Raw genomic sequence first — 21,035 nt, 5'->3', positions numbered from 1 at the left:
CCCGCGGGACCGCCCTTCATCAGTCCTGCAAGCCGACGCGGGAGTGAATCCCGCGTCGTCGGACGGCGTTTGAGCGCCGCCGGCCGGCCCAATCTCTTCAAGTTGCGAATTTTACTCGCTTAGCGCGAGTAAAATTCGACAACGAGATTGGGCTCCATCTTCACCGGGTAGGGCACTTCGTCGAGCGTTGGGACGCGGGTGAAGGTCACCTTCGCGTTGCCGTCGGGCGCGACGTAATCGGGGATTTCGCGCTCGGCGAGGCCCTGCGCTTCCATCACCAGCGCCATTTCCTTGGCCTTCGAACCCAGCGTGATCTCGTCGCCGACGAAGCAGCGGCGGCTGGCGATGTTGCACTTCACGCCGTTGACGCGAATGTGGCCGTGGCTGACCAGCTGGCGCGCGGCGAAGATCGTCGGCGCGAACTTCGCGCGATAGACGATCATGTCGAGCCGCTGCTCGAGCAGGCCGATCAGGTTCTGGCTGGTATCGCCCTTCATGCGGGCCGCTTCCTGGTAACAGTGCTTGAACTGCTTCTCGGTCACGTCGCCGTAATAGCCCTTCAGCTTCTGCTTGGCGCGCAGCTGCAGACCGAAGTCGGAGACCTTGCCCTTGCGGCGCTGGCCGTGCTGGCCGGGGCCGTATTCGCGCTTGTTCACTGGGGACTTGGGACGGCCCCAGATGTTCTCGCCCATCCGGCGGTCGAGCTTGTGCTTGGCGCTGGTGCGCTTCGTCATATTCTGTCCTTCAATCGCTAAGACGTTGGTTCCGGTATCGCTCTGCTGGGATCGAGGGATCGGCAGGGCCACCGCTTCACCGGAATGCGGGGCCGATTGCGAAGGCGTGGCGCCTAGACGGGTGCCAGCCCCGAGTCAAGGTCAGCGCTGTCGCGGATTGGCCAGCGCCGACAGTACGCCGCGCAGGGTGCGTACTTCCTGGCTCGACCAGCCGGGCTTGGTCAGGAGCGTGCGCAGCGTCCGCTTCGATGCGGGCACGCGGTCGGGCGGGAAGTAGAAGCCGGCGGCGTCGAGCATCGTGTCGAGCTGGTCGATCATCCCGTCGAGCTCGCCCTGCGACGCCACCTCGGGCAGCTCGACCTCGGGCGGTTGCGCCAGCGCGACGTGCTTCGACCATTCGTACGCGACCAGGATCACGGCCTGCGCCAGGTTGAGGCTGCCGAACTCGGGATTGATCGGCACGGTCACGATCGTCCGCGCGACGGCGACGTCGTCGGTCTCGAGCCCCGATCGCTCCGGCCCGAACAAGATCGCGGCGCGACCCGGCCCGGCGTGGATGTCGCGCGCCGCCTGTTCCGGCGTCACCACCGGCTTGGTGATCCCGCGCTTGCGCACCGTCGTCGCATAGACGTGCGTGCAATCGGCGACCGCGTCGGCGACGCTGTCGAACACACGCGCCCGCTCCAGCACGACATCCGCCCCCGACGCCGCCGGCCCGGCCTGCGGGTTGGGCCAGCCGTCGCGCGGGGCGACGAGACGCAGCTCGGTCAGCCCGAAATTGAGCATCGCGCGCGCCGCCTTGCCGATATTCTCGCCCAGTTGGGGCCGCACGAGGACGATGACGGGCTGGGGGACGGGTTGGTGAGTGTCAGGATTCGGCACGAGTAAGCGACGCGCTCCAGGCATAGCCACGATAGAGCGCGCCGTGTTGCGCCTTCAGCCCCTGCCTGTCCACCACCGCGAACAGGTCGGCGCGCGGGCTCACGTCGAATTTGCCCAGCCACGCGAACAATGCGGCGCGGAACCAGCGCGGCAACCCTTCCTGCTGGCCGAAATCGACGATGTCGAGGCGGCCGCCCGGCGCCACCTTCGCCGCGCCCTCGCGCAGCGCACCGCGCCAGTCGGGGATCATCGACAGCGTGTAGCTCTGGAACACCCGATCGAAATCGGCGCGGCCGAACAGCGTCATGGCGTCGAATGCCGTCGCGTCGCCTTCCGCGAACACGATCCGGCCGGCCAGCCCGGCCCTGGCGACGTTGGCGCGCGCGGTCTCCAGCATCGCGGCCGAGATGTCGACGCCGTAATAGTGCGCGTCGGGCCAGCGCCGTGCCGCGACGATCAGGTTGCGCCCGGTGCCGCACCCCGCCTCCAGCACATGCCCGCTCGGCGGCGGCGCCAGCCGCTCGATCAACGCGTCGCGGCCTAGCAGATAATATTTGCGCGTGAGGTCGTAGAAATGGCGCTGGGTGCGATAGATCGCATCCATTTGCGCTGCGTGGGGCTGGGCGCTCATCGTACGTACCGCGCCGGCCCAGCATCGGGTGGACAGCGCTGGGCGCTGTCCACCCGATGCTGGGCCGGCGCCGTGACCTGAACAATGTCGCTCAGGTCATGCTCCCAGCACGTAGAGGTGCACGCCGCCGTAGATCGAGGAGCGGTCGCGCCGGGTGTAATCGAGCGACTCCTCCGCCCGATACGTCCATCGGCCCAGGATCGCGTCCGGCACGCGGCTCGGCAGGATCGTCTCGATGCCCGCCGTGCGGAACAGGACGCGCGAACCGGGGCGGGCGGTCCGCGTGATCTCGGTCCAGATATCGGTCAGTTGCGCGTCGGTCATCCAGTCCTGCGCGTCGAGCAGGATGTAGCGGTCGAGCGAGGCATCGGGCTGGCGGCGCAGGAAATCGATATAATTGGCGTGCAGCACCTCGATCCGGTCGAGCCGGTCGACCACGTCGCGGTAATTGTCCGCCTGGAGATAGGGCGGCAACGGCGCCGCCGACCCCTTGGCATAGCCGCGTCCGAACGCCTGCCACGCGAAATAATTGTCCTTCAGGTCGAAATCGCACGCGAGCTTCTGCAACCGCTGCTTCAGCACCGTCGCCATCTTCGCGTCACCGGCCAGCGCCTCGTATTGCGCGGGCGGGATGCCGAGCCCGAACAGCGACGCCGGCTGGTCGGTCAGCCAGCGGACGAACGCCTTGTCGAAGAACGGCGCATAGTCGCGGTCGAAGATCGCGCGCTGTTCCTCGATCGTCCGGGCCTTCAGGATCGCGCGCGGGTCGACGCCGTGGAGCCGCGCGAGCATGTGGGCCGCGCCGATGAACCCGCCCAGCAGACCGCGCTTGTACAGCCCCTTGGCGAACCCGCCGATCCGCCGCCGGCCGATCAGGTCGCGACTTTCCCAATAGGTGCGCGTCGGCTGGTCGAGCCGGTCGCGGATATGCGCCTTGTACGCGGCGAGATTCGCCTTCGTGTCGGCATCGGCGAAGAACAGGTGAAACGCGTCGTAATCGGGCAGGTGGCGCGCCGCCGCGAGCTTCAGCTTGTTGAGCGCGACATGCGCGGTGTTGAGATCGACCGCGGTGACCCGGCGCGGGTTCGCCGTCAGGTACGACAGCGCGTTGCACCCGCCCGAGGCGATGGTCACGACATGGTTGTCCGGCTGAATCGCCAGCGCTTCCATGTCGATCGCGGGATCTTCCCAGATCTGCGCATAGACCAGCCCGCGGAACGCGAACGTGAAGGCGCGTTCGAGCAGACCCTGTCGCGTCAGGTGATCGTGGCGGTGGACGGCATCCGCGACGGCGCGGTTCTTCTTGGGAGCAGGGGCTGTGGCCATGCCCGGACCCGCTAGGCGAACGTGGTGACGGTTGAATGACGATTGCGCGAAGCATGTGTGACGATCGGACGGCGATGCGGCAAAAAGCCCGCGAGCGGGGTGGCGCAACGCGGTGCGGATCGTTAAAGGCGCCGGCACAGCCGCCAGCTTGCCAAGGACCGCTGCCCCGAACATGCGCATCGCCATCGCGTCCGACCACGCCGCCGTCGCCCTCAAGGCCATGTTGACCGAGTGGCTGCGCGGGCTGGGACACAATGTCCTCGATCTCGGCCCGGCGACCGACGCCCGGGTCGACTATCCCGATTACGGCTATGCCCTGGCCGAGGCGATGGCCGCCGGCCAGGCCGATCGCGGCATCGCCTTGTGCGGGTCGGGGATCGGCATCTCGATCGCGGTCAACCGTCACCCCGCCGTCCGTTGCGCGCTGGTCGGCGACCCCTACGCCGCCGCGCTGGCGCGCGAGCATAACGACGCCGACGTGCTGGCGATGGGCGCCCGCCTGATCGGCGAGGACATGGCGAAGGCCTGCGTCCAGTCGTTCCTGGTCGGCGACTTCGCCGGCGGCCGCCATGCCGGCCGCGTCGACAAATTGAGCAACCCGCCCTTCGCCGAGGAGCCCCGATGAGCACGAACCCGACCGCCCTGACCGACGTCCAGCCGAGTGGCTTTTTCACCCGCGGCCTTGCCGAGGCCGATCCCGCGGTGTTCAAGGGCGTCGAGCACGAACTCGACCGCGAGCGCCACCAGATCGAGCTGATCGCCAGCGAGAACATCGTGTCGAAGGCCGTGCTCGAAGCGCAAGGCTCTGTATTCACCAACAAATATGCCGAAGGGTATCCCGGCAAGCGCTACTACCAGGGCTGCCACCCGTCCGACGAGGTCGAGCAGCTCGCGATCGACCGCGCCAGGCAGCTGTTCGGCTGCGGCTTCGCCAACGTCCAGCCGCATTCGGGCGCGCAGGCCAACGGCGCGGTGATGCTCGCGCTGACCAGGCCCGGCGACACGATCATGGGGCTCAGCCTCGATGCCGGCGGCCACCTGACTCACGGCGCCAGGGCCGCGATGTCGGGCAAGTGGTTCAACGCCGTCCAGTACGGCGTGACGCCCGACACCCACCTGATCGACTTCGACCAGGTCGAGGCGCTGGCCAAGGAGCATCGCCCCAAGCTCATCATCACCGGCGGCAGCGCCTACCCCCGTACACTCGACTTCGCGAAGTTCCGCGCGATCGCCGACGAGGTCGGTGCGCTGTTCATGGTCGACATGGCGCACTTCGCCGGCCTCGTCGCCAGCGGCCATCACCCGACCCCGTTCGGCCACGCCCATGTCGTCACCACCACCACGCACAAGACGCTGCGCGGCCCGCGCGGCGGCATGGTGATGACCGACGACGAGGGAATCGCGAAGAAGATCAACTCGGCGGTGTTCCCGGGCTTGCAGGGCGGCCCGCTGATGCACGTCATCGCCGCCAAGGCGGTCGCGTTCGGCGAAGCGCTCCAGCCCGATTTCACGACGTACATCGCCGCCGTGGTCGAGAATGCCAAGGTGCTGGCGGCGACGTTGAAGGAGCGCGGCTGCAACCTCGTCTCGGGCGGGACCGACACGCACCTCGCGCTGGTCGACCTGACCCCGCTCGGCGTGACCGGCAAGGATGCCGACGAAGCGCTCGAGCGCGCGGGCATCACCTGCAACAAGAACGGCATCCCCAACGACCCGCTGCCCCCGGTCAAGACCAGCGGCATCCGCGTCGGCTCGCCGGCCGGCACGACCCGTGGTTTCGGCGCGGCGGAGTTCCGCGAGATCGGCAACATGGTCGCCGACGTGCTCGACGGACTCGCCAAAAATGGTGAACTGGGCGACGCGCAGGTAGAAAATGCTGTGCGTGAGCGTGTTAATTCACTATGTCACCGCTTCCCGATCTATGGAGGCTAGGATGGACGAGTCGAACGAGCAGAAGACCGGCACGCGCTTCGAGGATACCGTGCGCGCGGTGGGCGAGGACGTGGTCGAGGCGCTCGACGCCGCGGTCGATCACACCGCCAAGTTCATCGGCGGCGACAACGGCAACAAGGTCGTCGGCGGGGCCGCGGTCGGCGCGCTGGCGGCGGTGGTGCTGCCGATCTCGCTGGTCGGCGGGGCGATCCTGGGCGCGGGCTACGCGCTGCTGCGAAAGAACCGGTAACGGATGCGCTGCCCCTTCTGCGGACACGAGGACAGCCAGGTCAAGGATTCGCGGCCGACCGACGACGGCGCCGCGATCCGCCGGCGGCGGCAGTGCGAGGGGTGCGCAGCGCGCTTCACCACGTTCGAGCGGATCCAGCTCCGCGAGCTGACCGTGACCAAGAGCGAGGGGCGGCGCGAGCCGTTCGAGCGCGAGAAACTGATGCGATCGATCGAGATCGCGACGCGCAAGCGCTCGATCGATCCGGTCCGTATCGAGAAACTGGTGTCGGGCATCCAGCGCCAGCTCGAGACGTCGGGCGATGCCGAGGTGTCGTCGAAGCGGATCGGCGAACTGGTGATGGACGGGCTGAAGGGCCTCGACTCGGTCGCGTACATCCGCTTCGCCAGCGTGTACCGCGACTTCAGCGAGGCGCGCGACTTTGAGGAATTCGCCGGCAACGTCAGCGAGATGGGGAAGCCGTAACCCGCCCCCCAGCCGTCATCCCCGCGAAAGCGGGGACCCATCTCCTGCAGGAGAACCAAGCTAGGCGGCTGTGTCTATATCCTGACCAACCGCAGGAACGGCGCGCTCTACACGGGTGTTTGCGTCAATATCCGATTACGAATGGTCGAACACAAAGCCGGGACTGGCAGCAAATTCTGTGCAGAATATGGGATCGACAAGCTCGTCTACGTAGAATTTGCCGACGACATACGGGACGCCATTGCTCGCGAAAAGGCCATCAAGAAATGGCGGCGTGTATGGAAAGTCGAGTTGATCGAACGCGCCAATCCAGACTGGCGTGACTTGTGGTTCGACCTCAACCGCTGACTGCGTGGCGCGTCCAGGAGATGGGTCCCCGCTTCCGCGGGGATGACGGTGTTATTCAAGCGGCTCTCAAGCCGCCTTGCGCAACTCCAGCCGGCCCCAGATCTCGACCAGCGCGTCGGTCAGGTCGCGCATCATCGCCTCGTCGTGCGCGGGGCCGGGCGTGAAGCGCAGCCGTTCGGTGCCGCGGGGGACGGTCGGGTAATTGATCGGCTGGACGTAGACGCCGTATTCGGCGAGCAGGATGTCGCTGATCTTCTTGGCCTTGACCGGATCGCCGACCATCAGCGGGACGATGTGCGTCTCGCCGGCCAGCACCGGCAGTCCGGCCTCGGCCATCATCGCCTTCAGCGTCGCCGCCGCCGCCTGCTGCCCGTCGCGCTCGACGCTCGACGCCTTCAGGTGCCGCACGCTCGCCAGCACGCCGGCGACCAGCACCGGCGACAGCGAGGTCGTGAAGATGAAGCCCGGCGCGTAGGAACGGATGACGTCGATGATCGTCTGGTCGGCCGCGATATAACCGCCCATCACCCCGAACGCCTTGCCCAGCGTCCCCTCGATGATGGTGATGCGGTCGGCCAGCCCCTCGCGTTCGGTGATGCCGCCGCCGCGCGGTCCGTACATCCCGACCGCGTGGACCTCGTCGCAATAGGTCAGCGCATTGTATTTGTCGGCAAGGTCGCACACGCCGGCGATCGGGGCGATGTCGCCCTCCATCGAATAGACGCTCTCGAACGCGATCAGCTTCGGCGCGGCAGGATTCTCGGCCGCCAGCAATTCCTCGAGATGCGCCAGGTCGTTGTGCCGGAACACGCGCTTCTCGCAGCCCGAATTGCGGATGCCCGCGATCATCGAGGCGTGGTTGAGCTCGTCCGAAAAGACGATGCAGCCGGGCAGCAGCTTGGCCAGCGTCGCCAGCGTCGCCTCGTTGGAGACGTAGCCGGAGGTGAACAGCAGCGCGCCCTGCTTGCCGTGCAGATCGGCGAGCTCGGCCTCCAGATCGACGTGATAATGCGTGTTGCCGCCGATGTTGCGGGTGCCGCCGGAGCCGGCGCCGACGTCGTGCAGCGCCTCCTCCATCGCCGCGATCACCTTCGGGTGCTGGCCCATCGCGAGATAGTCGTTCGAGCACCACACGGTGATCGGCTTCGGCCCGTTATGCCCGGCGAAGCAGCGCGCGTTGGGGAAGGCGCCCTTGTTGCGCAGGATGTCGATGAACACGCGATAGCGACCCTCGGCATGCAGCCGGTCGATCGCCTGGGTGAAGATCCGCGAGTAATCGACGGGACGCGCGGTGGCGGTATCGGTCATGGACCCGCCCGATAGCGCGGAAAGCGACGCTTTTCCATGGCAATCACAACGCCTCGCTGCGGTCGATCCCGAATCGCGCCAGCGCCGACGCCAGCGCACGCTCCGCCTCGGTCAGTCGCGTGAAGACGGCGCGGTGTTCGGGGGCGACAGGCCAGTCCTGGCCCTGTGTCAGATGCGCGACTCGCCGGGCGATGCCGGGGGCGCCGTCGACGAACGTGACCGGGTGGGGCACGACCTCCACCAGTTCGTCGACCACCAGCGGAAAATGGGTGCAGGCGTTGACGACGACATCGATCCGCTCGCCATCCGGCTGGCCGAACAGTCCGGCGATCGCGGTGCGATAGGCGGAAAGGTCGATCGGTTCGCCGCGCAGCTTCGCTTCGGCCAGTTCGACCAGCGCCGCCGAGCCGTGCCGCAGCACCGTGCAATCGCCGGCGAAACGCGCGGCGAGATCGTCGACATAAGGCTGGCGCACCGTCGCATCGGTGCCGAGCACGCCGATCACCCGCGTGCGACTCATCTCCGCGGCGGGCTTGATCGCGGGAACGGTGCCGACGACGTCCAGGTCGAGCGCCGAGCGGACATGGCTCAGCGCGATCGTCGAGGCGGTGTTGCAGGCGATCACGATCAGCCGCGGGTCGTAGCGTTCGGCCAGCCGCCCGAGCAGCGCCGGTACGCGCGCCGCGATCTCGGCTTCACTCTTGGTGCCGTAGGGAAAGCCGGCCGAATCGGCGACATATACCAGGCTCGCCCGGGGCAGCGCCGCGCGCACCGCGGCCAGCACCGACAGGCCGCCCACCCCCGAATCGAACAACAGGATCGGTCGCGCGTCCATGCGGGCGCTGTGGCGCGCGACGAAACGGCGATCAAGCGGCGGTTGGCGCGAGGAAGCGCTTCCGCCTATAGACGAACCCGCGAACAAGGGGGACGCAGCGTGCCGATCGAACATCTCTGGGCAGCACCGGCGGCGGCGATCGTGCTCGGCTATCTGCTCGGGTCGATTCCGTTCGGGGTGATCCTGACCCGCGTGTTCGGCGCGGGCGACCTGCGCACCATCGGATCGGGCAATATCGGCGCGACCAACGTGCTGCGCACCGGGCGCAAGGAGCTGGCGGCGGCGACGCTGGTGCTCGACGGCGCGAAGGGGGCGGTGGCGGTGCTGATCGCCGGCGCGCTGTTCCCGGGACACGAGGTGCCGGCAGCAGCGGCGGCGTTCCTCGGCCATCTCTATCCGGTGTGGCTCAGGTTCCGCGGCGGCAAGGGCGTCGCGACCCTGCTCGGCATCGCGCTGGCGCTGTATTGGCCGATCGGACTGGTGTTCGCGGTCGTGTGGCTGGCGATGCTGGCGATCCTGCGGTTCTCGTCGGTGTCGGGGATCGCCGCGGCCGTGTCGACGCCGATCTCGGCGGCGATATTCGGCAAGCTCGACCTGACCGTCCTGTTCCTCGCGCTCGCCTTGCTGGTGGTGTGGAAGCATCGCGCGAACCTGTCGCGGCTGTTCGCCGGCACCGAACCGCGCGTCGGAGCCAGGCGCGCTTGAGCGACCATCGCGTCGCGCGATTGCGGCTGATCCGCACGCCCGGGATCGGGCCGATCACCTATCGCCAGTTGCTCGCACGCTTCGGTAGGGCCGAGGCGGCGATCGACGCGCTGCCCGGCCTCGCCACACGCGGCGGCGGGCGCTCGCCGAACGTCGTCGAGGCAAAGGTCGTCGAGCGCGAGATCGCCACGGTCGAGAAGCTCGGCGCGCACTACCTCTTTCTCGACGATCCCGCTTACCCGCCGCTGCTCGCCGAACTCGACAATGCGCCGGCCGTGTTCACCTATCGCGGCGACCTCGGCCTGACCGAGCGCACCGTCGTCGCGATGGTCGGCGCGCGCAACGCCTCGGCCGCCGCGTGCCGCTTCGCGCGGGGGCTGGCAGTGGAGCTGGGCCGTGAGGGCGTGGTGGTCGCGTCCGGCCTGGCGCGCGGGCTCGATACCGCGGCGCATAGCGGCGCGCTCGCGACCGGTACGATCGGCGTGATCGCGAGTGGGATCGACATCGCCTTCCCGCCCGAGAATCGCGAGTTGCAGGAGGCGGTCGCGACACAGGGCCTGCTGATCGCCGAACAGTCGCCCGGTATGGAGCCGCTGGCGCGCAATTTCCCGCACCGCAACCGCATTATCGCAGGGTTGGCGGTCGGCACGGTAGTGGTCGAAGCGGCCCCACGCTCGGGCTCGCTCATCACCGCGCGGCTCGCCAACGAAGCCGGGCGTGACGTCATGGCGGTGCCGGGCAGCCCGCTCGACCCGCGCGCGCAAGGGTGCAACCAGCTGATCCGCGACGGCGCGACTTTGGTCCAGTCGGCCGCCGACATCCTGGAGACCGTCCGCCCGATCGACGCGCGCATGGTACGCTCCCCCACCGTCGGCTTCGGCGCCGCCCCGGCGGCCGAGCCCGACGATAGCGACCGCCGCCGCCTCGCCGATCTGCTCGGCCCCGTACCGGTCGCGATCGACGAGCTGATCCGCCAGTCGGCCCTGCCCCCCGCCGCCGTCGCGACGATCCTGCTCGAACTCGAACTGGCCGGCCGACTCGACCGCCACGCCGGCGGCCGCGTCAGCCTGGCTTGACGCCGCTCGCCGAGCATCCCCACCTTACACGCGTACGCGAGAGGGAAATTTTCGTAGCGTTATGAAGTTAGTCATCGTCGAATCGCCGGCCAAGGCGAAGACCATCGAGAAATATCTGGGCAGCGATTATCGCGTGCTCGCGAGCTACGGCCATGTCCGCGACCTGCCGCCCAAGGACGGGTCGGTCGATCCCGAGGCCGGCTTCGCGATGGATTGGGAGAATTATCCCGACAAGGCCAAGCAGCTGAAGGCGATCACCGACGAGGCGAAGAAAGCCGACCGCCTGATCCTGGCGACCGACCCCGACCGCGAGGGCGAGGCGATTTCGTGGCACGTGCAGGAGGTGCTGCGGGGCCGGAAAGCGCTGCCCAAGGCGGTCGAGCGCGTGACCTTCAATGCGATCACCAAGGCGACCGTGACCGAGGCGATGCGGCATCCGCGCGAGTTGGACGAGGATCTGATCGACGCGTACCGCGCCCGCCGCGCGCTCGATTATCTGGTCGGGTTCACGCTCAGCCCGGTACTGTGGCGCAAGCTGCCCGGCGCCAAGTCGGCCGGCCGCGTGCAGTCGGTCGCGCTGCGCCTGATCGTCGATCGCGAGCGCGAGATCGAAGCGTTCGTGCCGCAGGAATATTGGTCGGTCGCAGCACTCATGGAGCAGGACGGCACGCCGTTCACCGCGCGGCTGGTCAAATGGAACGGCGACAAGATCGACCGCCTGACGATCGGTAACGAAGCTGACGCCATGAAGGCGAAGGCGGATGTCGAGAACGGCCGCTTCACGGTGCAGTCGGTCGAGACCAGGCCGGCGACGCGCAATCCGCCGCCGCCGTTCACCACCTCGACGTTGCAGCAGGAGGCCGCGCGCAAACTCGGTTTCTCGGCCAGCCACACGATGCGGATCGCGCAAGCGCTCTACGAGGACGGCGCGATCACCTACATGCGCACCGATGGCGTCCAGATGGACGGCAGCGCGATCTCGGCCGCGCGCAAGGCGATCACCGATCGCTATGCCGCGAACTACGTCCCCGACAAGCCGCGGATGTACCAGACCAAGGCCAAGAACGCGCAGGAAGCGCACGAGGCGATCCGCCCGACCGATTTCACCAGGGATCGCGCCGGATCGGGCGACCATGCCCGGCTCTACGACCTGATCTGGAAGCGCGCGATGGCGAGCCAGATGGCGTCGGCGCAGCTGGAGCGCACCACGATCGACCTGGCCGATGGCACCGGCCGCCACGGCTTGCGCGCGACCGGGCAGGTGGTGATGTTCCCCGGCTATCTCGCGCTGTACGAGGAAGGTCGCGACGACGTTTTCGTTGGCGGCTCCGGCAAAAATGCCGACGCCGATGCGGACGAGGAGTCCCGCCGCCTGCCGCGCCTGCGCGACGGCGACGTGCCGGCCAAGCGCGACGTGACCGCGGAACAGCACTTCACCCAGCCGCCGCCGCGCTTTTCCGAAGCGTCACTGGTCAAGCGGCTGGAGGAACTCGGCATCGGCCGCCCCTCGACCTATGCATCGATCATCCAGACGCTGAAGGATCGCGCGTACGTCCGCGTCGAGAAGAACCGCTTCTTCGCCGAGGAGAGCGGCCGGCTGGTGACGGCGTTCCTGGAACGCTTCTTCGAACGCTATGTCAGCTTCGACTTCACCGCCGGGCTGGAGGACGAGCTCGACGAGATTTCGGGCGGCCGCGCGCAGTGGCAGGCGGTGCTCGAGGCGTTCTGGCGCGATTTCAAGCCGCGCACGTCGGAGGTGATGGAGTTCAAGCCGTCCGAAGTCACCGAACAGCTCGACCAGTTCCTCGCGCCCTATCTGTTCCCCGACAAGGCGGACGGCGGCGATCCTCGGCTGTGCCCCAATTGCGGCGAAGGGCGGCTGTCCCTGCGCGGCGGCCGGTTCGGCGCGTTCATCGCCTGCTCGAACTATCCCGAATGCAAATACACCCGCCGCTTCGCCCAGGCCGGCGCGGCTGGTGAGGACACGGGCCCCGAATCGCTCGGCAAGGACCCGGAGACCGGCCTCGAAGTCGAGCGCAAAGCGGGGCGGTTCGGCCCGTACATCCAGCTCGGCGAGGGCAAGGACGCCAAGCGCGCGTCGATCCCGAAGGACGTCGAGCTCGACCTGGAAATGGCGCTCAAGCTGCTGAGCCTGCCGCGCGAAATCGGCACGCATCCGGAAAGCGGCAACCCGATCACCGCGTCGATCGGCCGCTACGGCCCCTATCTCGCGCATGACGGCAAGTACGCGCGGCTGCAATCGACGGCGGAGGTGTTCGAGACCGGCATGAACGCCGCGGTGGTCAAGCTGGCCGAGGCGGCGGCGGGCGGCGGACGGCCGCAGCGCGGTGCGCAGGCGCCGCTCAAGGTGCTGGGCGCGCATCCGCGGACAGAGACGGAGATCAAACTGATGGAGGGCCGCTACGGCGCCTACGTCACCGACGGCACGACCAACGCGACCTTGCCCAAGACGATCGACAAGGACGCGCTGACGCTGGAGGAAGCCGCCCAATTGATCGACGCGCGCGCGGCGGCGGCTCCGGCGAAGGGCAAGCGCAAGACGGCAAAGAAGGCGCCGGCGAAGAAGAAAGCGGCGCCGAAGAAGGCGGCGCCTGCCAAGAAAGACTGACCGTCACCCCGGCCTCGTGCCGGGGTGACGGTGCCGCGAACACTGGACTAAAAAATCAAGGCACGGACCAAGCCGCCTGGTGGATGCCGAGACGAACCCGGCATGACGTCGGTCGGGGCTGAGGTCCGGCCTAAGCCGCCCGCCGCACGCTGTCGCTCAGCCACGCCCGCGCGCGGGTCTGTGCTTCGGCGATCTCGCGCGCGGTCATCTCGTCGGCGACTTCGGCGCGGCAGCAGCGGGCGCTTTCATGCCCGCCACGTGACGCGGCGATGTTGAACCATTTGTGCGCCTCGACCAGATCGAGCCCGACGCCGTTGACGCCGGTCGAATAGTCGACTCCCAGGTCGTAACACGCATCCCAATTGCCGCGCGCGGCATCGCGCATCCGGCTTTCGATCAGAAACTGCGCACTCTTCAGGCTGCTGCCCATCGTGCCAACCCCTTTTCCCTTTTTGGCGTGGGCAGATTGGCGCGCGAACGGTCAACAAATGGTTAACGCGATTTAACCACGTTTATCCGTGCGTTAGACTTTGGTCGCAGCCGCAACGGGCAGGTTGTCGATCAGCCGCGTCGTGCCGATCCGCGCGGCGGCGAGCAGCCGGCGGGGATGACCCGCGCGCGGCGCCTCCAGCGTTTCGGCATCGACCAGCGCGACATAATCGGTGACGAACCCCGCCGCCTGCAACGTCGCCAGCGCGGCGTCGATCGCGCCCGGCTCGTCGGCTTCGATCGCGCGCTTCGCCTCGGCCAGCGCCCGTGGCAGAGCGACCGCGCGCGTCCGCTCGTCGGCCGACAGGTATGCATTGCGCGACGACAGCGCGAGACCGTCGCGCTCTCGCACGGTCGGCACGCCGACAATCGCCAGATCGAGGTCGAGATCGGCGACCATCCGCCGGATCACCGCGAGTTGCTGGAAATCCTTCTCGCCGAAGAACGCCGTGTCGGGCCGAACCTGGTTGAACAGCTTCGTCACCACCGTCGCGACGCCGTCGAAATGCCCGGGCCGCGCCGCGCCGTCGAGCCCCGCGCTCACGCCCGCCACCGCCACGTTGGTCGCGAAGCCCGCCGGGTACATCGTCTCGACCGACGGCATCCACAGCAGGTCGCATTCGTGCGCGATCAGCAGCGCGATGTCCGCCGCCGCCGGCCGCGGGTAGCGCGCCAGATCCTCGCCCGGCCCGAACTGCTTCGGGTTGACGAAGATCGACGCGACCACTTTCGCCCCCGTCGCGCGCGCCGCATCGACCAGCGCCATGTGCCCGGCATGGAGCGCCCCCATCGTCGGGACGAGCGCGACCGGGCTGCCGCCGTCGCGCAATCCGGCGACCGCGAGTCTCAGATCGGACAATCGATGGACGACCTGCACGGCATTTGACCCTTCGACAGTGGCGGTTTCGCCTGTAAGGGTCGCGGAACGTTCAGCGCAACCAGGGTCTTGTTACGTGGCGGACATCCGCAAACCCCACATCATCGTCTTCGCCAACGAAAAGGGCGGCACCGGCAAGTCGACCACCGCGGTCCATGTCGCGATCGCGCTGCAATCGCGCGGCAGCCGTGTCGCCGCGCTCGACCTCGACCATCGCCAGCGCACCATGGCGCGCTATTTCGAGAATCGCGAGGAAACGCAGAAGCGGACCGGCCGCGACCTGCCGACCCCGGTGTTCGAGGCGCATGACGGCGAGAACCTCGCGCGTTTTACCGAGGCGATGGAGCGGCTGGAGCAGAATGCCGATTTCCTGGTGATCGACACGCCGGGCCGTGATGATCGCTTTGGCCGGATGGCGGCGGCGCGCGCCGACACGCTCGTCACGCCGATGAACGACAGCTTCGTCGATTTCGACCTGATCGGCCAGGTCGATCCCGATACCTTCAAGGTCACCCGCCCGAGCTTCTACGCCGAGCTGATCTGGGACGCGCGCAAGGCCCGCGCCAAGGCCGATGGCGCGACGATCGACTGGGTCGTGCTGCGTAACCGCCTCCAGCATATCGAGGCGCGCAACATGCGCCGCGTGTCGGAAGCGCTGGGCCAGCTGGCGAAGCGCGTCGGGTTCCGCATCATCCCGGGTCTCGGCGAGCGCGTCATCTATCGCGAGCTGTTTCCCAAGGGCCTGACGATGATCGACAGCCGCGAGTTCGGCGAGATGGGTCTCAGCCACGTCGCCGCGCGGCAGGAACTGCGCGAGATGATGGCGGCGCTGGCGCTGCCCGAACCGGCGCTGCCGCTGTTCGCATGACGATGCCGCGCTGATGCCCAAGCTGCTGCTGGCGCTCGCGATCGCGTGGTTCGGCTGGTGGCTGTGGCAGGGGCCGAAGCGCGTCCACACGTCGGGCCGCCGTCCCAACGCTCCGCCGCGCCCGCCCGCGCCGGTCCGGCCGACCGACCAGGCGAGCGCACTCGCGATCCTCGGCCTCGACGGCCACGCCAGCGACGACGACATCCGCGCCGCGCACCGCCGGCTTCTGCGATCGGTCCATCCCGACCATGGCGGCTCGGCCGACCTGGCCCAGCGCGTCAACGCCGCGCGCGACACGCTGCTGAGGCGGCCCGATTGAACTTTTCACTCACCTCGCCGATTGGGCGGGACATCATTTTGACGGAGCCGACATGACTCATCGTTTCGATCCCACCTCCCTGCGCGAGTACGACATTCGCGGCGTCGTCGGCAAAACGCTGTCGACCGACGATGCCCGCGCGATCGGGCGCAGCTTCGCGACCGTGGTGCGCCGGGCCGGCGGCACCCGCGTCGCGGTCGGGCGCGACGGGCGCACCTCGTCGCCGGCGATGGAGGAGGCGTTGATCGCTGGCCTGGTCGCGTCGGGCGTCGATGTGGTGCGCACCGGCATGGGACCGACGCCCCAATTATATTATGCCGAGGCCGAACTGGAGGTGGATGGCGGCATCCAGATAACCGGCAGCCATAACCCCGCCGAGTATAACGGCTTCAAGATGGTGCTGCAGCATCGTCCGTTCTTCGGCCAGGACATTCAGGACCTGGGCAAGATGGCGGCGGACGGCGACTGGGAGGAAGGCGCGGGGCAGGTCACCGACGCCGATATCGTCGACGACTATGTCGGGCGCCTGCTGGCGGGTTATGCCGGCGGCGCGTACCGGATCGGCTGGGACGCGGGCAACGGTGCGGCGGGCCCGGTGATCGAGAAGCTCACCAAGCTGCTGCCGGGTGAGCATCACCTGCTGTTCACCGATGTGGACGGCAATTTCCCCAACCATCATCCCGACCCGACCGAGGAAAAGAACCTCGAGCACCTGAAGGCGCTTGTCGCCGAGAAGAACCTCGATTTCGGACTGGCTTTCGACGGCGACGGCGACCGCATCGGCGCGATCGATGGCGAGGGCCGCGTGATCTGGGGCGACCAGATCCTGTCCATTCTGGCGGTACCGGTACTGAAGGAACTGCCCGGCGCGACGATCATCGGCGACGTGAAGGCGAGCCAGGCGCTGTACGATCGCATCGCCGAGCTCGGCGGCAAGCCGCTGATGTGGAAGACCGGCCACAGCCTCATCAAGACCAAGATGAAGGAAACCGGCGCGCCGCTCGCCGGCGAGATGTCGGGCCACATCTTCTTCGCGCACGATTTCTACGGCTTCGACGATGCGCAATATGCCGCCGTCCGGCTGATCCGCGCGGTCCACATGATCGGCCAGTCGATGACCGAGATCCGCGGATCGATGCCGGCGATGGTCAACACGCCCGAGATGCGGTTCCAGGTCGACGAGTCCCGCAAGTTCTCGGTGATCGACGAAGTGCTCGACCGGCTGGAGACCGAGGGTGCCGACGTCGATCGCACCGACGGCGCCCGCGTCAACACGCCCGACGGCTGGTGGCTGCTCCGCGCGTCGAACACGCAGGACGTGCTGGTCGCCCGCGCCGAAGCGAAGGATCAGGCGGCGCTCGACCGCCTGCTCTCCCAGATCGACGCGCAACTGGCGGCGAGCGGCCTTGTGCGCGGGCCGCAAGCGGGGCACTGACCGCATGGGCCGCCCCGGCCTCGGCCGGGGCGGCTTTAGCTGGCAATCGAGCCCCGTCGCGCCCATCTAGGATCGATGCCTCCCCCGCCTTCGATCATTCGTGTCATCGACCTCGAGACCACCGGCAGCGCGCCGCCGCAGCATGGCGTGCTCGAGATCGGGTGGCAGGACGTCGCGCTCGGTGCCGACGGGCGCTGGGAATTGCAGGGTGACGGCGGCAACCGCATGGTCAATCCCGGCCGGCCGATCCCGCCGGTCACCCAGGCGATCCACCATATCCTCGACGAGCAGGTCGCCGACGCGCCGTACTGGATCGACATCGCGCGGCCGGTGCTCGATCCCTATCCGCGGCGGATCGCGCTCGCCGCGCATCGCGCCGATTTCGAGATGCAGTTCTGCACCCCCGCGCTCAGCCACGGCGCCGAGTGGATCTGCACGTGGAAATGCGCGCTGCGGCTGTGGCCCGATTCCCCCAGTTTCTCCAACCAGGTGCTGCGCTATTGGCGCAAGCCGGCGGGGCTGGTTCACGAGCGCGGCCTGCCGGCGCACCGCGCCTTTCCCGACGCCTACGTCACCGCCCATCATCTGCGCGACATGCTCAACGAGGCATCGGTCGAGCAATTGCTCGACTGGTCGCGCCAGCCCGGGCTGCTGCCGCGCGTGCGTTTCGGGCCGGATCGCGGCAAGGACTGGCGCGAGATCGCCGAGGACAGCCTGATGAGTTTCCTGACCGATCGCGACATCGACGTCCGCTTCACCGCCGAGACCGAACTGGCGCGGCGTCGGGGTGGCGGCGCGGTCGGACGCCCGAACCTGCAAGGGCTGTTGCTCTAGCGCGTTTGATCTCCGTCAAGTCAGCATTGCTGGCATTTCGTTTCGCCCCCGGCTAGAACGCGCCGCGATGTCCGGCGTAATCCTGCAGCGGCTCGGCGCCCCGGAGGGCATCGCGCGCCGTTTCCTCGTCACATGCATGATCGTCGGGTTCGCCGCCCTTATGCTGGCGGGCGTCGCCGCGGTGTGGGTGAACGGCAAGACCGCGGAGCATACGCGCTGGGTCAACCACACCTACGACGTCGAACTGGCGATCGATCACACGCGCGTCCTGATCGAGCAGGCGGAAACGACGCGTCGCGGCTATCTGCTCACCGGCCTTCAGCCGTATCTCGATGCCGAGCGCGAGACGGTGGTGCAGATCGACCCCGCGATCGACCGGCTGGCGGCGATGACGACCGACAATCCGCGCCAGAATGCGCGGATCGCCGCGCTCCGCCACAATCTCGCGACGATCCGCCAGTTGCAGGATACCTCGATCTCGCAGGTCGGCACCGGGCAACGCGATGCCGCGATCGCCGCCTTCACCGCGGAGACGACCAACCGTCGCATGCGCGCGGTCCGCAACCTGTTCGCCACGATGAGCGACGACGAACGCGCGCTGCTCCGGGTGCGCGACGCGGCGCAAAGCGACAGCATCCACACCTTCTACCTCGTCCTCGCCGCGGCGGGCGCGCTGATCCTGTTCGTCGCGTTGATCTCGCTGATGACGGTGCTGCGCTACATGCGCGATCTCGACGCCGCGCGCGATCGGTTGCAGCGGCTCAACAGCAATCTGGAAGGCGCCGTCGCCGAGCGGACCGCCGACCTGACGCGCGCCAACGAGGAAATCCAGCGCTTCGCCTATATCGTCAGTCACGACCTGCGGTCGCCGCTGGTCAACGTGATGGGCTTCACCGCCGAACTCGACGCGGCGCGCGGCACGCTTGCCGATTTCATCGCCCGCACCGAGGCGGAAGCGCCGCACTTGGTCGATGCCGATGCGCGGATCGCCGCGACCGAGGACTTGCCCGAAGCGATCGGGTTCATCCGCACCTCGACCCAGAAAATGGACCGCCTCATCAACGCGATCCTGCGATTGTCGCGGGAGGGGCGGCGCGTGCTGGTGCCGGAACGCCTCGCGCTGGCCGATGTCGCGGGGACCGTGCGCGACACGCTCCGCCACCTCGCCGACGATCGCGGGGCGGAGATCGTCATCGACTCGCCGCTGCCGACCCTGGTTAGCGATCGAGTCGCGATAGAGCAGGTCCTGTCCAACCTCATCGAGAACGCGGTCAAATATCTGTCGTCCGATCGCGCGGGCCGCATCGTCGTCCGCGCGCGGGCGCAGGGCGCGCGGCGCATCGTCGAGGTCGCCGACAACGGCCGCGGCATCGCCGAACAGGACCATGCGCGCATCTTCGACCTGTTCCGCCGCTCCGGCGCGCAGGACCAGCCGGGCGAGGGCATCGGCCTCGCGCACGTCCGCGCCTTGGTCTATCGTCTCGGCGGGACGATCGACGTGACATCGATCCTGGGGCAGGGATCGACCTTCCGCGTCAATCTGCCCGAAACCCTGGATACGGGAACCACCGCATGAACGACCATCGCAGCGTCTCCATCGTGATGATCGAGGACGACGAGGGCCATGCCCGGCTGATCGAAAAGAACATCCGCCGCGCCGGCATCCTCAACGACATCACGCATTTCACCGACGGGACCAGCGCGCTGGCCTATCTGTTTCACGACCAGCACGGCCCGGCGCTCAACGGCCCGGCGTTGGTCCTGCTCGATCTCAACCTGCCCGACATGTCGGGGACCGACATCCTGGCCCGGATCAAGGCCGAGGACAGTCCGCTCAAGCGGACGCCGGTCGTCGTGCTGACCACCACCGACGACAAGGTCGAGATCCAGCGCTGCTACGACCTCGGCTGCAACGTCTACATTACCAAGCCGGTCAATTACGAAAGCTTCGCGCAGGCGATCCGGCAGCTCGGGCTTTTCCTGTCGGTGATCCAGGTGCCGGAGGCGGACGCCAGCTGATGCCGCAATCGATTCGCCGCTTGCTGTATATCGACGACGATGCCGGGCTGTGCCGGCTGGCGCAGCGCAATTTGTCGCGGCGCGGATTCGACGTGACCAGCGTACATAGCGGCGAAGAGGGCGTGGCGCTGGCCACGCGCGAGAAATTCGATCTGATCGCGGTCGACCATTACATGCCGGGGATGAACGGGCTGGAGACGCTGGCCGCGCTCCGGGCGCTGCCGTCGCCGCCGCCGGTCGTCTACGTCACCGGGTCGGAGGAAGGGCCGGTCGCGGTCGCCGCCCTCCGCGCCGGTGCTGCTGATTATGTCGTGAAGACGGTCGGCGAGGATTTCTTCGACCTGCTCGGCGCCGCGCTCGACCAGGTGCGCGAGCGGGCCGCGCTCGAACGCGACAAGGCGCTGGCCGAGGAGCAGTTGCGCGCCTCCAACGCCCGGCTCGAGGCGTTGCTGCGCGAGGTCAATCACCGCGTCGCCAACTCGCTCCAGCTGGTCACCGCGATGGTGCGGCTCCAGTCCAATTCGCTCGCCGATCCCGCCGCGCGCGAGATCCTGGCCAATACCGAGCGGCGGATCGAGGCGATCGCGCAGGTCCACCGCAACCTCTACGCCAGCGACGACGCGTCGGGGGTGGACATGAAGGATTACCTCCAGGCGCTGGTCGCCGAACTCGGCGAAGCGTGGGCGAGCGACGAGCCGAAGCGGTCGCTGCACCTGAGCGCCGAGTCGATCCGCCTGCCCGCCGACCGCGCCGTGTCGCTCGGCGTGATCGTCAACGAGCTCGTCTCGAACGCGTTCAAATACGCCTATGGGCCGACCGACGCCGGCGAGGTGCGCGTGTCGTTGCAGCGCGAAAGCGAGCATGGTTTCGTGCTGGCGGTCGAGGATGACGGCGTCGGGCTGGGCGCGGTGCCGCGGACGCAAGGGTCCGGGCTCGGCAGCCGCTTGATCGGCGCGATGGCGAAGAGCCTGCGCGGCGCCGTCGAATACGATTCGGGCGGCCAGGGCGTCCGCGCGACGTTGCGCGCGGGAATCGTTTGATCGGCTATCGCCCATAGGCGCCGCCGCCGACCT

The 21,035-nt window shown here is 68.0% G+C and carries 23 protein-coding genes; 15 read left to right on the top strand and 8 right to left on the bottom strand.

Annotated elements, in window-relative coordinates; genetic code table 11:
- Positions 1 to 119 precede the first annotated feature (119 nt).
- From rpsD to J0I47_RS12795, 4 genes are all read right to left on the bottom strand, one after another.
- Positions 120 to 734, bottom strand: a complete 615-nt coding sequence (gene rpsD, locus J0I47_RS12810; RefSeq protein ID WP_294047374.1) for a 30S ribosomal protein S4 — start codon at positions 732 to 734, stop codon at positions 120 to 122.
- A gap of 141 nt (positions 735 to 875) precedes the next feature.
- A complete protein-coding gene (locus tag J0I47_RS12805; protein WP_294047373.1) occupies positions 876 to 1,640 on the bottom strand; it encodes an RNA methyltransferase in 765 nt (254 codons plus the stop codon).
- The gene (locus J0I47_RS12800; protein WP_294047372.1) at positions 1,603 to 2,247 is read right to left on the bottom strand and encodes a class I SAM-dependent methyltransferase; all 645 of its coding nucleotides are present in this window, start codon (positions 2,245 to 2,247) and stop codon (positions 1,603 to 1,605) included. Before J0I47_RS12800 ends, J0I47_RS12805 begins: the two co-directional genes overlap by 38 nt.
- A gap of 96 nt (positions 2,248 to 2,343) precedes the next feature.
- On the bottom strand, positions 2,344 to 3,573 hold the full coding sequence (locus tag J0I47_RS12795; protein ID WP_294047371.1) for a DUF3419 family protein: 1,230 nt from the start codon (positions 3,571 to 3,573) through the stop codon (positions 2,344 to 2,346).
- Between the two features lie 172 nt (positions 3,574 to 3,745).
- On the opposite strand from J0I47_RS12795, the gene rpiB reads away from it, so the two are divergent.
- From rpiB to J0I47_RS12770, 5 genes are read left to right on the top strand one after another with little or no spacing between them, the layout of a single operon-like run.
- A complete protein-coding gene (gene rpiB / locus J0I47_RS12790; RefSeq protein ID WP_294047370.1) occupies positions 3,746 to 4,198 on the top strand; it encodes a ribose 5-phosphate isomerase B in 453 nt (150 codons plus the stop codon).
- A complete protein-coding gene (gene glyA, locus J0I47_RS12785; RefSeq protein WP_294047369.1) occupies positions 4,195 to 5,505 on the top strand; it encodes a serine hydroxymethyltransferase in 1,311 nt (436 codons plus the stop codon). The genes rpiB and glyA overlap by 4 nt, the downstream gene beginning before the upstream one ends.
- 1 nt (position 5,506) lies before the next feature.
- Positions 5,507 to 5,755: a hypothetical protein gene (locus J0I47_RS12780; protein ID WP_294047368.1), complete on the top strand. Its 249-nt coding sequence runs from the start codon at positions 5,507 to 5,509 to the stop codon at positions 5,753 to 5,755.
- Positions 5,756 to 5,758: 3 nt separating this feature from the next.
- Positions 5,759 to 6,220 carry a transcriptional regulator NrdR gene (gene nrdR / locus J0I47_RS12775; protein ID WP_294047367.1) on the top strand — a complete coding sequence of 154 codons (462 nt, stop codon included), beginning with the start codon at positions 5,759 to 5,761 and terminating at the stop codon, positions 6,218 to 6,220.
- Between the two features lie 39 nt (positions 6,221 to 6,259).
- Positions 6,260 to 6,568: a GIY-YIG nuclease family protein gene (locus tag J0I47_RS12770; protein WP_294047534.1), complete on the top strand. Its 309-nt coding sequence runs from the start codon at positions 6,260 to 6,262 to the stop codon at positions 6,566 to 6,568.
- A gap of 66 nt (positions 6,569 to 6,634) precedes the next feature.
- Here the strand turns inward: J0I47_RS12770 and hemA are convergent, their stop codons facing one another.
- Positions 6,635 to 7,876, bottom strand: coding sequence for a 5-aminolevulinate synthase (gene hemA, locus J0I47_RS12765; protein ID WP_294047366.1), 1,242 nt, complete (start codon positions 7,874 to 7,876; stop codon positions 6,635 to 6,637).
- 43 nt (positions 7,877 to 7,919) lie between these two features.
- Positions 7,920 to 8,711 (bottom strand): glutamate racemase, encoded by a 792-nt coding sequence (gene murI / locus J0I47_RS12760; RefSeq protein ID WP_294047365.1) that lies wholly within the window; start codon positions 8,709 to 8,711, stop codon positions 7,920 to 7,922.
- Positions 8,712 to 8,810: 99 nt separating this feature from the next.
- Here murI and plsY point away from each other — a divergent pair, with 99 nt between their 5' ends.
- From plsY to topA, 3 genes are all read left to right on the top strand, one after another.
- On the top strand, positions 8,811 to 9,416 hold the full coding sequence (plsY, locus tag J0I47_RS12755; RefSeq protein ID WP_294047364.1) for a glycerol-3-phosphate 1-O-acyltransferase PlsY: 606 nt from the start codon (positions 8,811 to 8,813) through the stop codon (positions 9,414 to 9,416).
- Positions 9,413 to 10,492 carry a DNA-processing protein DprA gene (gene dprA / locus J0I47_RS12750; RefSeq protein ID WP_294047363.1) on the top strand — a complete coding sequence of 360 codons (1,080 nt, stop codon included), beginning with the start codon at positions 9,413 to 9,415 and terminating at the stop codon, positions 10,490 to 10,492. The genes plsY and dprA overlap by 4 nt, the downstream gene beginning before the upstream one ends.
- A 61-nt stretch (positions 10,493 to 10,553) precedes the next feature.
- On the top strand, positions 10,554 to 13,121 hold the full coding sequence (topA, locus tag J0I47_RS12745) for a type I DNA topoisomerase (RefSeq protein ID WP_294047362.1): 2,568 nt from the start codon (positions 10,554 to 10,556) through the stop codon (positions 13,119 to 13,121).
- A gap of 130 nt (positions 13,122 to 13,251) precedes the next feature.
- Here topA and J0I47_RS12740 read toward each other — a convergent pair whose 3' ends face one another.
- A complete protein-coding gene (locus J0I47_RS12740) occupies positions 13,252 to 13,551 on the bottom strand; it encodes a hypothetical protein (protein WP_294047361.1) in 300 nt (99 codons plus the stop codon).
- 93 nt (positions 13,552 to 13,644) lie between these two features.
- Positions 13,645 to 14,487: a pantoate--beta-alanine ligase gene (gene panC / locus J0I47_RS12735; protein ID WP_294047360.1), complete on the bottom strand. Its 843-nt coding sequence runs from the start codon at positions 14,485 to 14,487 to the stop codon at positions 13,645 to 13,647.
- Between the two features lie 76 nt (positions 14,488 to 14,563).
- Here panC and J0I47_RS12730 point away from each other — a divergent pair, with 76 nt between their 5' ends.
- The 7 genes from J0I47_RS12730 to J0I47_RS12700 all read left to right on the top strand — a co-directional run bounded on the left by J0I47_RS12730 (position 14,564) and on the right by J0I47_RS12700 (position 21,002).
- Positions 14,564 to 15,355 (top strand): division plane positioning ATPase MipZ, encoded by a 792-nt coding sequence (locus J0I47_RS12730; protein WP_294047359.1) that lies wholly within the window; start codon positions 14,564 to 14,566, stop codon positions 15,353 to 15,355.
- Positions 15,356 to 15,368: 13 nt separating this feature from the next.
- Positions 15,369 to 15,674, top strand: coding sequence for a DnaJ domain-containing protein (locus J0I47_RS12725; RefSeq protein ID WP_294047358.1), 306 nt, complete (start codon positions 15,369 to 15,371; stop codon positions 15,672 to 15,674).
- A 52-nt stretch (positions 15,675 to 15,726) separates the two neighbouring features.
- Entirely contained in the window at positions 15,727 to 17,109 is a 1,383-nt protein-coding gene (gene pgmG / locus J0I47_RS12720; protein ID WP_294047357.1) for a phosphoglucomutase/phosphomannomutase PgmG, read from the top strand.
- Positions 17,110 to 17,184: 75 nt separating this feature from the next.
- Positions 17,185 to 17,943: an exonuclease domain-containing protein gene (locus tag J0I47_RS12715; protein WP_294047356.1), complete on the top strand. Its 759-nt coding sequence runs from the start codon at positions 17,185 to 17,187 to the stop codon at positions 17,941 to 17,943.
- Between the two features lie 67 nt (positions 17,944 to 18,010).
- Positions 18,011 to 19,519, top strand: a complete 1,509-nt coding sequence (locus J0I47_RS12710; RefSeq protein WP_294047355.1) for a sensor histidine kinase — start codon at positions 18,011 to 18,013, stop codon at positions 19,517 to 19,519.
- A complete protein-coding gene (locus tag J0I47_RS12705) occupies positions 19,516 to 19,962 on the top strand; it encodes a response regulator (RefSeq protein ID WP_294047354.1) in 447 nt (148 codons plus the stop codon). Before J0I47_RS12710 ends, J0I47_RS12705 begins: the two co-directional genes overlap by 4 nt.
- Positions 19,962 to 21,002 (top strand): histidine kinase dimerization/phosphoacceptor domain -containing protein, encoded by a 1,041-nt coding sequence (locus J0I47_RS12700; RefSeq protein WP_294047353.1) that lies wholly within the window; start codon positions 19,962 to 19,964, stop codon positions 21,000 to 21,002. Before J0I47_RS12705 ends, J0I47_RS12700 begins: the two co-directional genes overlap by 1 nt.
- Positions 21,003 to 21,035 lie beyond the last annotated feature (33 nt).

Source organism: Sphingomonas sp., from assembly GCF_017304635.1.
Classification (GTDB): Bacteria; Pseudomonadota; Alphaproteobacteria; order Sphingomonadales; family Sphingomonadaceae; genus Sphingomonas.
Note: the sequence above shows the minus strand (reverse complement) of the source record. Positions and strands in the feature narration are given on the sequence as shown.